The following is a 13,381-nucleotide window of genomic DNA, read 5'->3' as shown; positions in this document are numbered from 1 at the left end:
CTGGATTCTTCTTCCTTTGGTCTTCGCCGCGCTCATAGCGGCGGTGCTTGTCGGTGTACATCACGCCGAAGTTGTCGCGCTTCGGGTCGGAGAGCCCTTCGGCACCCTGATTCTCGCCCTGGCCGTCACCGTCATCGAGCTGGCGCTGATCGGCTCAATAATGCTGTCTGGCAGTCCGGCCGCCAGCACCCTCGCCCGCGATACGTTGTTCGCTACCGTGATGATTGTGTGCAATGGCGTGGTGGGTCTGTGCCTACTGATGGGTGCTTTACGGCACTGACGGGTCCCCGATTATCTGGACAGAAACGAAGGTGAGTTTTGCGGCAAAATCGAGTCTATCACGACGGAGGTTTTGCCATGAAGAGGAAGCGGTTTGCGGTGGCGCAGATTGCCGGGATCTTGAAGCAGGGGGAGCTGGGGACGCCGGTTTCGGAGTTGTGCCGCCGGCACGGTATTTCGGAGCAGTCGTACTACCGGTGGCGCAAGGTCTACGGCAAGCTCGAACCCTCCGAGGTGCGGCAGCTGAAGGAGTTGCGGGAGGAAAACGCCCGGCTCAAGCGAATGGTCGCGGACCTGTCGCGGGACCAAGGTCATGCTTCAGGACGTGCTTAAAAAAAAGTGGTGAAGCCGGTTTCCAAGCGCGAGATCGTGCGCTACCTGATGAATCGGTACGGGGTGGCGACGAAGCGGGCGTGCGGCTGTATACGGCTGCGGCGGTCGGTGTATTACTACCGCAGTATCCGCGACCCGCTGACGGCGCTCAAGCAGCGCACGCGGGAGATTGCGGCCGCGCGGGTGCGGTTTGGCTACCGGCGAATCTTAATGCTGTTGCGTCGCGAGGGGTGGGAGGTGGGCAAGCGTCGTTTGACCGGATATACACCGAGGAAGGGCTGGCGCTCAAGCGTAAGCGCCCGCGGCGGCACGTCAGTGCCGAGCATCGCAGTCCGCGTCCGCCTGCAGGCCGGATGAACGAGGTGTGGAGCATGGATTTTGTCGCCGATGAACTCGCGGACGGGAGGCGGTTTCGGGCGCTGACGGTCGTCGATGTCTACACGCGGGAATGCCTGGATATTGCGATTGGCCCGAGCCTGCGGGCAGAGCATGTGGTGCAGGTGCTTAATCGCTTGAAATACGAACGGGGTCTGCCGCAACGGATCGACTGCGACAACGGCTCGGAGTTTGTGAGCGGGCAGACCGACTTCTGGGCCTACAGCAACGGCGTGAAGCTCGATTTCAGCCGACGCGGCAAGCCGACTGATAACGCGATCATCGAAAGCTTCAATGGCCGCTTTCGCGAGGAATGTCTGAATGCTCACTGGTTCCATTCGCTGGACGACGCGAAGGAGAAGATCGATGCCTGGCGATGGGACTATAATGAGAACCGGCCTCACCGATCTCTCAAGGGCATGACGCCCAGGGAATTTGCAAAGGAAATGACGGCTACAGCGGCCGCAAACTCACAGAACTAGTGTCCAGAATTCCGGGGCCCCTCAGCCAACGCTGGCAAACATTAGCTTGAAGTGCTCGAATCGTCGGGGCTCCTAAATCTAACTCGTTGCATGCTCAGGTAGTAGGCCATGGATCGCCTCCTTTCTTGGTTTCCAACATATTAATAAAAAAACTCACTGCACAGAATTGAACTGGATGTCGACTTTCGCACAGAGTCGCTTCTGCTTCGCGAAGTCTACACTCAGCTCTTTTGCACGACTGCGGCCTGCCCTATCGAGTGAGCCAACCACGCGCACGCACTGTAAGTACCGCACAGGGAAAAATCCAGAACAGCGTAAACAAATAGAAATACGAATAAAGTATGCCGTACAGGAATTCCCATGACCTTTCGCTGCGCAGGAAGTACAGCATATAGAACGCCGACATGATTCCCATCGCAACCAACATCCGCGGGATGGTGGTCGGGTCGTGCAGCGAAAGACGTACAAGCAGTATGAGACTGGCGTAAGCCACTGGATAACGGAAATTCGAAAACAGCTGATCGATAAACGCAATCAAGGCCTGCCGGAACGGTCGCTTCCAGACAATTCGCAAAAGTCGACATTCCTCGCGCACATAGCTGCGATCCCAACGCAGATACATCTTTGCGAGCTTGACGTATTGCTCGGGCACCATAGTTCGAACAACAGCCGTGCGCTGATAAACACAATTGAAACCGCACCCAAGAATATAGTTTGTCAGGGCCCGATCTTCACCAATCGTGCAACTGGCTCCGAGAAACATTTGGTTCAACCACGAATCAAGGACCGCACGAACCACGTCCGTACGATAGGCCGAGAGTGCGCCCGGACAGCAATTAACAGTACCAAAAGTAGATTGGACGGCCCGCAGGAAATCGAATGACAAAGCGAAGCGCACTCGCAACATCTTCGGGATAAGCCCGGCGCGCGAGTTGTACACGACCACTTTGCCCGCAACTGCACCAACGCTGCGGTCCCGAAACGGAGCGACGATGGCAAGCAAAGCCTGGTTTTCGATAATGCTGTCGGAATCTACGGTTACTACGACCGTACCGCGCGCCCGGCGAAATCCTTCCGCAAGCGCGGCACGCTTACCCTGGTTTCGCTCGAGACGGATAGCTGTCACCAGGTTCGGATATCTGCGTTCCCCCTGCACAATGTGCTGCCAGGTGTCATCCGTGCTGCCATCATCGACGACAAGTATTTGCAGAAGATGCCGCGGATAATCGGCACGGGTCACAGAATTGATAGACTGCGTAACCATGGCGCCCTCGTTGTAGGCGGGAATGATCACGGTCAAGGATGGCGCGTCCTGCGCCGTCATCGGCGCAAACGGCCGGTAACGAAACCAGAGCAAGGTACGAAATACCAGCAGAACAATACCCATCATTAGCCACATCACGCTGGGTCTGGCGAGTACGTCTGACCAACGTTGTTGTCCGGCCGCGGCCAAAATCGCACGAAACAACGCGTGCGAAACGCAAACATAGGCCAGAGCGGCCAATGCCAATACGATCAACAGTTTGATGAATATCTCCCAAGTGCCGAATTCGACGTCACAAATGAATTGATCGAACTGGTGGGGGTAAAACCAAGGGCGTGGCAAGGAGGCGTCGGCGATTGCTACCCCGCCAGCAGATTCAGCAAGAAGATGCCGGGAACTATGCATGGGATGGAACTACCATCATGGAAATACGACTCGCTGGCGCGTAGCAAGCCGAAATCCGGCGGCGGGTCGTGCTAATTGCGATCCGGCTTCATATGGCATCTCGATCGTATATAAGCACCATTCATACCAATGACGCAGTCTGGTATGTGTTCGGCTTCGGACTGCGTAACCGGTTGAGTCCAATTTAAAAAGAATGACAGCGCTCGAAATTGTCGCCAAACCATTACAGCGGGTGCCTGCACTAAATCTGGGCGAAGCATCGGGCGCGCGAACGATTTTCGTGCAAGGTGCTGCTCCGAGATAAGGACATGAGAAGGCCTGCACCTAACACGTAGCAAACATCGAAGCTGGCGTCGAATGATTTGACAGCAGCGGAACGAAGCCTCCACCCAAGCGTGGGTTCGATTATTTGAAGCGCTGCTTTCCGCCGCGTGGGAATTCTGGATAGACCAGCATCGTCAATCGATTCGACTCTCACCCCTTGCCGTGCTTGAGTTACGCGACGCTTAATGGTCGAAGGCGCGCGTTGGCGACGCACGCTCAAAGCTTACGAAAAATGGGTGCAAGTCAGGCATTTAATACAGCCGAAATATGACAATGCATTTTTATCCGGCGCGACCGGTTCATACATGACAATTGCTTCATTCAATCCGGTACAGTTCTTTAAAGCAAGGTCACCAGTACAATTCCGGACTAGCTCTAACTATTGGCCTTCGGTTTCGGAGAAACCGGAGAGGATGGACATTAACTCAACACTATCATCGTCCGCTTCCGGCTACGACGTTTCGTCGCGCGCGGTCCCTGGTTTATCGCTATACGTGCCAAAATCTGCGCCTTCGCCATATCTCTCGCGGTGCCACCCTCCGTGCCCCTCCAGCCTCATGGCGCGCCATTTCTCAAGTTGTTCCGGCGTCAAGACGGCGAACGTCGCACGCAGGGTCTTAATCTTCTCGATCCGTCGGTCAGCATGTGCCATTTCCTCTTTGCGCACCGCGTCCTCGACGGTCGACATTTTCGCCTTCGGGTCATGGGCCAAGGTCCGGACATCAACTTCGGCTAGCTTCATGTCGGCCTCTCCACGAATCTCGGCTTTTGCATAGCCGGTCTTCAGGGAATGCAGCTTCGCAACTTGCTCGTCGGAGAGACCCAGGTCCTTGGCGTGCCGGAACAAGCTGTGGAAGACATGGTCCACAGCGTGGTGCTTGCCGTGGTGTTGCCAAGCATGGGTGCCACAGTGCGCACCCCAGTGCTGCATCCCTTCATGAGGACTTCCCCCGTCCGGTTCTGCAAGAACCAAGGATGGGACCCCGATGAGAAAAGCCACAGTTACGACAGCGGTCATAAGACGAGCATGAACATTTGACATAGATTCCTCCCGCGTAGTGATGTGAAACTCTAAACTCGAAATTAGACACCAGAATGGCAGACAAGTTACTTGTCGCCAGCAACGAGAGCAGACTTGGCAAACCGCTAGGCTCAAAGAGCCAGACTCTTTACGGACCTAAGCTAATGAGAAAATTATGTTATATAAGAGACCGGGCTCCCCGAACTGGGCTCGAATCTATTGTCTGCGGATTATTTGGAGCAGTGCTTTCCGTCGGGTGCAGACTTTGGGCTGGCTGCCAAGCCCGAGCTCTATTTTTCCTCACTCGCGGATAGCACGATAGATTAGTGCTTGAAATAAAAAAGGGCTGCTTCTTCAGCAGCCCTTTTTCCTTATCGAACTTAAATGCGCATTAGCGGTTCAGAATGTACATCGTAACTTCGAAACCGAAACGCATATCGGTAAATTCGGGTTTGCTCCAAGCCATGGCTTTCTCCTAATAAAAAAGTTTTCAATAACGATTTAACTTGCTACAACTCCATTGTGACCTGCATGCGAACTTGGGGGAAGGCAGAAAAGCCTGAATGAGGCCTAATGATTTTCACGAGTTTTGGGTCAACCTGGCGCGCGTTGCCCTTCGGCGGATTGATTACCTGCATCAAGCTCCTTCCGCAGAGTGCGCACCGCCTGCCGCAGTGTCGGAAAAAAGCGCTCGTTGCTCGATCGCAACTCGTCGAGGCCCCGCGCACGGCGCCAATTCGTGAATTCGGTCTGACGTCCCGCAATAGCGACGTTAATCCCGCGGGCGGCAAGTTCGCTCTCGAGCTCGCGCAGCGTATGCCGGCCGGTGGCGTCGTGGCTCGTCACCGGCACCGCGTCGAGCACGAGCCAGCGCAGTTCCGGGCCGGCGGCCGCCACTGCTTCCAGCGCCGCGCGCTTGAAGTAAGGTGCATTGAAAAATACGATCGGTGAATTAAATCGGAATAGGCATAGTCCCGGGATGGTGTGCGTGTTCGGGTGGCGCGCAATGCTGTGAAAACCGGGCATTCCTTCCACGACGCCCAAAACCTCGCATGGCGGGCGGGCGACGATGCGCACGAAGCGCAGCAGCGCGAGCAACACCGCAAACAGAATCGCATCGATCGAGCCGACCCACACCACGCCGAGCGTTGCAATGATCGAGATCGCAAATTCTTCCTTCTCCTCGCGCCATAGTGCGCGCAGCGTCGCAATGTCGATGAGCGAATATGCCGCCATCACGAGTACGGCTCCGAGCGCGGCTTGCGGCACGTACTTGAGCGGGCCGGTGAGAAAGATCAAGACCAGTGCAATGGACGCCCCGGCAATCAGTCCTGCGACTTGCGTGCGGCCGCCTGCCGCGTCGCTCATCGCCGTGCGCGAGTCAGCGCCGCTAATCGCAAAGCCGTGAGAGACGGCCGCGGCGATATTGGCGACGCCTAGCGCCGCCATATCGCGGTCAGCGTCGATGTCGTAGTTATTCTTGGATGCAAAGCTGCGCGCGGTAAGCATAAGGCTCGTGAACGATATTAATGCGATACCGGCAGCGTCGCCAAGCAGCGTCTTGAGCGATTCCAGCGGTATGGTTGGAATTGCAAGCGCAGGCAGACCGGCAGGGACTTCACCCACGATTTTAACGCCGCGCACATCGAGCCCGAGTAATCCGACCCCAAGCGCAGCGAGGACCATGACCGCCAGCGCCGCAGGCAGCCGCGGCAAAAATCTGGGCAAAACCAGGAGCACAACGAACGAGGCGAGACCCACTGCGAATGTGGGCAGATGTGTCTGGTCGACCTTGTCCGCAATTTCAATGAACCGCGGTAAAATGCCCCCGGCCTCTATTTTGAATCCAAAAACCTTGCTAAGTTGGCCAAGCGCGATCGACAAGGCAATGCCATTCATGAATCCCGCCAGTATCGGGCGCGAAAGAAAATCTGCGAGTGTTCCCAGCTTAAGAAAGCTCGCGCCCACGCATAGCAAGCCGGCCAGAAAGGTAAGCGTCATTGACATCGCCATGTATTTCTGAGGATCGCCCGCGCTGAGCGGCGCCACTGCCGCGGCAATCAATGCGCAAGTTGCAGCATCAGGACCGACGACGAGCTGCCGCGACGAACCGAAGAGCGCGTACGCAGCGAGCGGCAAGATACTTGAATAAAGTCCGATCGCTGGGTTGAAACCTGCGAGCTCAGCATACGCGACGCCAACCGGCAAAGCCACCGCGGCAACTGAAAGCCCCGCGACCAGGTCGTGCGGGAAATCCTGCGCGCGGTAATTAACGAGCGTGGACAGCCCAGGCGCGATGCCGTAGAGGCGAGTGAGCCAACCGGCCGCTGGATGCGCGCGCGCCTTAGTCACTGTCGAACCTACCGGCGGCAAAGCGTCTCCGACGCACGCCATGCATATCTTGGCCAACACGAATCATATAAATCCGGTTTTTCTTTCGCGTAGAGTCTATGCCGCGCGCTGCGCAGGAAATTTTATCATCGCGCCATAATCCGGGTCGGGCCAGCCGTTCCTAAGTCGGAAATCTGAGCACTGATCGAAACGTTGTCAATATATTAACCGCCTTCCCGATAAGGTTCGAAGCTAGCGCCCGCGGATTATTTGCAGCGGTGCTTTCCGCCGCGTGGGTCGGAACGACCATGCTGAAAAGCGCTGCCTCCGCGATTAGCAATGAAAACGAGCGAGCACTTAAACCTTGTTTCATTTGCGTGATTCCCTTCAAGGTTTGATTGCTGGTTGCATTGTAAAATTTATGCGTTTGTGGACATCGTGCTCGTGTTGATTGGCTGGGTTTAGCACCTGAAGCTTGATTCACGTTTGCTTTTTTTCTGTCAAATAGACGACAACCCATCCGCTTTTTTCCGGCTCAGAGGGATTTGTTCCAGGTGAGAGTGATAGAGTTTCCAGGTGCTCCGTTTCTCACGAAACCGCTATCGTGCGAATAGTCGAAATAGACCTCCGAATCCCAGAAAAATGCGGTGTCCAGGCCGATGGTCAAGGCTTGACCGTCGGCGGCCTTAAACACAACTTGATTGGTATTCGATAAGGCTGCCTGGTGCGCCCATATGAACGAGCCGCGCAAGTGGAAATACATGAAGAACGTGAGCTCGCGCCGGTATTCGACTGCCATTAAGGCGTAATCCGTCACATATATGTTATTGAACATGGTGCCGGGATAATTGGGGCGATACAGGTCATCGGTCTCAGACTGAAGAGGTCCGCCGCCGATGGTAAAAGCGTTATAGCGGTCAGCGCTATGTTTATCCATCCCGCCGCCATGGAAGCTCGCTAAAATCCGGTTTTTCTCCGACAGTCCGGGGATGCCGCCAACACCCATAAAATATGCTGAGCCCTGGGCATATTGTTGGGTTTGATCCTTGGTGGAAAAACCTTTGCCTGGAATCCCGGTATCAGACCAATGGTAACGGTCGGTGTAATCCACGTCGAATCCGGCGGCGAATCCCTCATGAGGTAATTCAAGAATGTTCCGGCGCAACCCGTCATAACGCCCCCGCAGTTTCGCGCCGTACAGCATCGTGTCGGGTGGCACGATAAGGCTTGGCGCGGTGTCGCCGGTCCTGCGGTCATAAAAATAACCCGCGCGTGCCAGTAGTTGAAGCCTCAGGTCGTTGTCAATTTGCCAGGGAGCGACCTTGAAACGCAGCCCGGGACCGAGCGAGGCCCAAATCGTCCCATATTTCAGGGAGGATGCGTTTATCTCCTGATTATTAAGCACGAGTTTTTGGGCAACCGGGATGGTACTGTTGTCAAACAGGGTCACGAGTTCCAAGTTATGGGCGGGGTCCAAATTCCTGTCATATTCCAGGCTATTAACAAAGATGCTTATCGCATCGCGGGTGCGTGATTCCTCCCACACCCGCTTGACATACAATGCGCCTATGGGCTGAAAGGCGGTGGTTCCCTGTCTCGGAATATAGAAAGTGCCACCTACCGTAAGGACGGTGACATGACCACGGTCCTGGGCAGGAACACTAACCGGTTGCCCCATGAATATTGTTTGATACGGCTCTCCGGCGAGTGGCGTGTGATATACCGAGTCGTTTCCAATAAGGTCGCTTTCGTCAGGAGCGCCGGTCGCCGCGGCAAATAGGGAAGGCTGCCGTTCTTCTGCCGCAACCGCTCCAAGGCACCCCAGGAAAATCGTGGGGAACATTACAGACACGAGCACTATTGGCTTGATTGTCTTCACTTGCGCGATTTCTTGGACCGGAAAACTAGGGTCGAGTAAATTATCGGCAAATCATGCCCCAATTAGCTGGTTTCTGCAGCTATTTTAAACTAGGTCGCTCGTGGCCAATTGGAGCCGCCGTCGATCGCGCGCGTTGAGTGCCGGCTCCCCGACTGGCGCTTGAAGCTGAGACCTGCGGATTATTTGGAGCGGTGCGTCGCGTGGCGGGATAATCAGTACACGGAGATGTCGTTCGGGATTTTCGGGCCGGACATCTATTTCGGGCTTGCTTCACTTGGTGACGGGGACGGCGGCGCAAAGCCGATTAAGAACGTTTCGGTCAAATGAGTGCGTACGCCTGGGTAGCGCAATGGTGGAAATTTTGTTTACCAATCAAGAGGAGGAAAGGATGCCAATCATTCAGTGTGACATTCGGGAAGGGCGAACCGAGGAGCAGAAGCGCGCGCTGGCGCGGGAAATTACGCGCGTCGTGAGCGAGACCATCGATGCCCCGGTTGAATACATCTACGTGCTGATCCGAGAGACACCGGGTTTCAATCACATTAAGGCCGGCAAGCATTTGCCTGAGTTCGCCGCAACGAAAGCCCGTACTGCAAAGTCCGGTTAGCGTGAGTCTTTCCGCGGAACGCGGATCCTAGTAATACGTTAGCGGCGAAATCGCGTTTAAAGGCTGGCTCGCACCGCCAAGCATGAAAGCAATCGCGCGGGGATTCTGCATTGTCCGGCGTCGTGAATCAATCCGGTTCTGACCTCTTTTTTATATCCCCAGTTGTCGGCAATCGGCCTATTGTGTTGAAAAAGTTGGTTTCCAAATCCAACAGCGCTCATCGCTAAATATCGATTTCTCAGATCGCGTCACAATCGACGATCGTCACTCGGGTAATGGGTAGAAGACCCCCTGGTATCAACCGAAAATTGGGCGTTGGGACTTTTTCAACGGAATAGGCCAAAAGCAGACCTTTACGCCCCTGCTCCGACCTTAACGTCTTCTACGATTAAGTGCGAGCGGCACTACACCGATGGCGATACCTCCAAGGCCGACAATATTGGTTGCAAGGTCAAAAGTGGGAATGCTGTATATGGCGACCAGCACCAGGAATACGGCACTGGCGATCGGCCAGAGAATCAGAAGTATCAGATCACCGAACGACTTGAGGGCTCTTTTCCGGCAGTGCCAAGCGCAGGCGAGACAGGCGAGGCCGTAGTAGAGCGCAACTTGGAAGCCAATCGCGTTTACTGAATCCTTGATGATCTGATTCACGCTTGGGAATCCCGAGGAGAGAAACAGCAGGACGAGTCCCAGAAGCGTAATAAGCGCGGTAGCGACCCAGGGTGTTCTCCATGTTTTGTGGAGTACGGCGTAGCGCCGATGAAGAGCGCCGTCGCGCCCTTTTGCATACATGGTCCTCGTGAATTGCAGGATGGACGTCTCCAGCGTGCCGACGGTGCTCAACATGACCGCGACAATCGCAATGTAGCTCCAAGGCCGAGGAAAAACTTTTTCGGCTACCGCGAAGACAATATTGGTACCGGATTGCTGAATCTCTGTGTCGGACATTACTAACAGGACGGTGGTCACGAACGCAACGAACAAGAGCAGCACGATCCCCATCGCTAGAATTGCTCCGCGCCCTGGCGCACTTGCCGCGTTCCGGGTCTCTTCATTCAAGTTAATGGTGACATCCCACCCCCAGAAGAAGAAGAGGACTATCAGAGCCCCATTCGCAAAGGACTGCGGTGAGAAGGCGGTGACTGAGAACCAATTTGCCGAGAACTGATGGGCCGGCCTCGCAGCGAACTCAAGCAGCGACGCGATGATGACGATGACAAGAACGCCTACCTCAATCGTTGTCATGACGACTTGCGTATAGCTTGTGGGTTTGATCCCTTTGATGATCACGGCGTTAACCAGCAGCAACCAAATGGAAGCGACGAAAGTAACGCTCGCCGTATCGTTGGCCAGCGTTGGACTCAACAGCGTCAAGGTTGCCACCGCCGCGGGGATGGTTCCCGATACCATGAATACGGCAGAGGCCACCAGCAGCGCCCAGCCGGCAAAGAAGCCCAATGTCGGGCCGAACGCCGCGCCGACCCAAGCGTAAGAGGCACCTGCATTTGGGTTGAGCCGGTTCAGGTGCATGTAGGCGAATGTCACGCCAAACATGATGATGCCGCAGTAAAGAAGACTAGCGGGGGACAAGATGCCTACAGCGGCAATCAAGGTGGCGGTGGTCGCCGCCACGCTGAAGGCGGGGGCAGTGCCGGCGACACCCATCACGACTGATTCGCTTAAGCCGAGCGCGTCTTGTCGAAGCTTTAGATTCTCAGGCATATCGTGGCCTCCATAACTTGAGAATACGCTGCTTACCGCCAAGGCGCGAATCGGCCAATTCCGGGCATTGACCATCGGCAAATTTCGACCAACAAATGCCCTGAATAATCTTGATCCTTACTCGCGCCGAAACCGCAATGTTGGCTTGACAGGCGTAGCACGGATGACGGAATCCCGCGGCTAAGCTATTTTTTCATATCCCACTGTTATCGTGTTGAAGCTCGCCGCACCGAGCATGCTAAAATTCAATTTGTTTACCTGATACGGATTCCGGCTCATGCCCAGCGCTACCCGCAATCTGCTCATTGATTTTCTTTCCGACCTAAAACAAACCACAATTCTCTGGCAGATCGCTGTGCTGGCAATTAGCCTGGTACTGGCTTGGGGAATAAACCACTGGTTGTTGGGACGGCTTCCTAAGTCCGAAGGCGTGTCAAAAGTCGGCTTTGGTGGCGTATCCCGAGTGGCTTTTCCGCTGTTGGGGTTATTACTGGTGTTGATCGGGAGGGCCGCGCTTAAACAGTGGTACTCGGTCAATCTTCTGAATATCGCTGTTCCCCTCCTGTTTGCATTGATGCTGATTCGCCTTGTCGTCTATGCCCTGCGTCAAGTCTTTGCTCCGAGTAGTTGGCTTCAAGGCTCCGAACGATTCATTGTCCTGACGATTTGGGTTGGGTTCGCATTGCACGTCACAGGGTTGCTTCCTGGGGTCATCGATGCGATGGATTACGTCAGCTTTCATATTGGCGAGCAGCGAATCTCTTTGACCATTATCCTGAGCGGCATCCTCTCCATTCTCGTCACCATGCTGGTGGCAATGTGGCTGGCACGGACACTGGAACACAGAGTGATGGCCACAGAAAAAATGGACATAAATTTGCGCGTGGTGCTGTCCAAGCTGATCCGTGCTTCTTTGATGGTTCTCGGCATTCTGATCGCGTTATCTTTGGCGCACATCGACGTCACCGTTCTTTCCGTATTCGGTGGTGCATTGGGCGTAGGCATCGGTTTTGGTTTGCAGACAATTGCCAGCAACTACGTGAGTGGGTTCATCATCCTGCTTGACCGTTCCATCCATCCGGGCGATATCCTGACGGTAGATGGCCGCTTCGGCAAGGTTACGCAACTGACTACGCGCTACCTGGTGTTGCAAAGCAATGACGGCACCGAGGCGATCATCCCTAACCAAACCCTGGTTAGCACAACTGTTATCAATCATTCGTACACCAACCGTCAAATACGCATCGGCATTCCTGTGCAGATCAGTTACCAGAGCGACCTGCTCCGTGCTATGGAAATCATGAAACAAGCCGCAGCGCATCAATCCAGGGTGCTTGCCGACCCGGAAACCAAAGTCTATCTCAAGTCGTTCAGCGATAACGGCATCGATTTGGAATTGGGCATCTGGATTAACGACGTCGAAGAAGGACAGCTCAATCTGCGCTCCGACATCAACATGGAAATCTGGCGGAAATTTCAGGAGAAGGGCATTGAAATTCCGTACCCGCAGCGCGACATCCGCATTATTGGTGGGCAACCATCCGCCTGAGGGTCGAGTAATAACTAGCGGACATTCAAAATGGCAACCGGGCTTGCCTTAATACTCTGGACCAGATTGAATGAAGCAAATTTAATGGCGGTAACATGACTCGAAGTAGACCGAAATGACCAACAAGGTCTTTACCTTGAGTAAATCCTTTTCAAGCTGCGCCAGATTGCGGCAATGGCCCGTCGGGTCGTTAGCGAACGTCACGTCTCGCCCTGTTGTGTTGAAAAAGTCCCAACGCCCAATGGGCGCCGCCGGCCATTGACAAAACGCGCCTAATGTAAAAAGCCTTGCATCGCCACGAGGCTCCTGATTAGCGGTGAACACCCTGTGCTATTTAATTGTCGTTTCGGACACGGACGGGATGGCAATCGTCAGTGGACCGATCGGCGCTCTGAAGTTTCGTTCTACCGGATATCTTTGAAGACCGCAAAGCAGTCCGGCGTTTCTTTCATAATAGGGAAGTGAAAACCGCACTGCGGGCAGGCCTGCGCCAAAGTTTTCTGTTCTTTGCCCAAGTCATACTTGAAGTCCTGGAGTTGATGGCAACAAGGACATATCCGCAAAACGCGAGTGCTTTCAACCGAGAAATTTGTAATGACATCCTCAATAATGGCACCACTTTCTGCGGCCCATTTCTTGGCAAACTTGTGGTAACCGGTATTGTGTCAGGCATCGATCGCTTCCTTGCTTTCCCAAAAGCTCACCTCATTGAACCAAGTGGGATCGTCAGGATGGACCCACCAAGTGAGATGTACGAACCCCGGAAGTTGCTTCAGATAATGGCCAACGCTGGCAAACATTAGCTTG

Annotated in this window: 8 protein-coding genes and 2 pseudogenes; 4 read left to right on the top strand and 6 right to left on the bottom strand. The window is 54.7% G+C overall.

The annotated features are described in order from the left end of the window. Window positions 1-277: pseudogene (locus VLV32_03295) on the top strand (ionic transporter y4hA). Between the two features lie 80 nt (window positions 278-357). Then, window positions 358-1,469, top strand: a pseudogene (locus VLV32_03290) (IS3 family transposase). Window positions 1,470-1,719: 250 nt separating this feature from the next. Here VLV32_03290 and VLV32_03285 read toward each other — a convergent pair. The 4 genes from VLV32_03285 to VLV32_03270 form a co-directional block, all read right to left on the bottom strand. Continuing rightward, a complete protein-coding gene (locus VLV32_03285; GenBank protein HUL40917.1) occupies window positions 1,720-3,138 on the bottom strand; it encodes a glycosyltransferase in 1,419 nt (472 codons plus the stop codon). A 775-nt stretch (window positions 3,139-3,913) separates the two neighbouring features. Continuing rightward, window positions 3,914-4,504, bottom strand: coding sequence for a hypothetical protein (locus tag VLV32_03280; protein ID HUL40916.1), 591 nt, complete (start codon window positions 4,502-4,504; stop codon window positions 3,914-3,916). A 573-nt stretch (window positions 4,505-5,077) separates the two neighbouring features. Beyond that, window positions 5,078-6,835 (bottom strand): SulP family inorganic anion transporter, encoded by a 1,758-nt coding sequence (locus tag VLV32_03275; GenBank protein HUL40915.1) that lies wholly within the window; start codon window positions 6,833-6,835, stop codon window positions 5,078-5,080. A 514-nt stretch (window positions 6,836-7,349) separates the two neighbouring features. Beyond that, window positions 7,350-8,693 carry a hypothetical protein gene (locus VLV32_03270; GenBank protein HUL40914.1) on the bottom strand — a complete coding sequence of 448 codons (1,344 nt, stop codon included), beginning with the start codon at window positions 8,691-8,693 and terminating at the stop codon, window positions 7,350-7,352. Between the two features lie 388 nt (window positions 8,694-9,081). Here VLV32_03270 and VLV32_03265 point away from each other — a divergent pair, with 388 nt between their 5' ends. Further along, a complete protein-coding gene (locus VLV32_03265) occupies window positions 9,082-9,300 on the top strand; it encodes a tautomerase family protein (GenBank protein HUL40913.1) in 219 nt (72 codons plus the stop codon). Between the two features lie 372 nt (window positions 9,301-9,672). Here the strand turns inward: VLV32_03265 and VLV32_03260 are convergent, their stop codons facing one another. Both VLV32_03260 and VLV32_03255 read right to left on the bottom strand, forming a co-directional pair. Next, window positions 9,673-11,025, bottom strand: coding sequence for an APC family permease (locus VLV32_03260; GenBank protein HUL40912.1), 1,353 nt, complete (start codon window positions 11,023-11,025; stop codon window positions 9,673-9,675). A gap of 180 nt (window positions 11,026-11,205) precedes the next feature. After that, the gene (locus VLV32_03255) at window positions 11,206-11,331 is read right to left on the bottom strand and encodes a hypothetical protein (GenBank protein HUL40911.1); all 126 of its coding nucleotides are present in this window, start codon (window positions 11,329-11,331) and stop codon (window positions 11,206-11,208) included. A gap of 124 nt (window positions 11,332-11,455) precedes the next feature. Here VLV32_03255 and VLV32_03250 point away from each other — a divergent pair, with 124 nt between their 5' ends. Beyond that, entirely contained in the window at window positions 11,456-12,574 is a 1,119-nt protein-coding gene (locus VLV32_03250; protein ID HUL40910.1) for a mechanosensitive ion channel domain-containing protein, read from the top strand. The last annotated feature ends 807 nt before the right edge of the window (window positions 12,575-13,381 follow it).

The sequence above is a fragment of the Burkholderiales bacterium genome (assembly GCA_035518095.1).
Lineage (GTDB): Bacteria > Pseudomonadota > Gammaproteobacteria > Burkholderiales > JAHFRG01 > JAHFRG01.
This window is presented reverse-complemented; position numbering and strand designations above follow the sequence as displayed.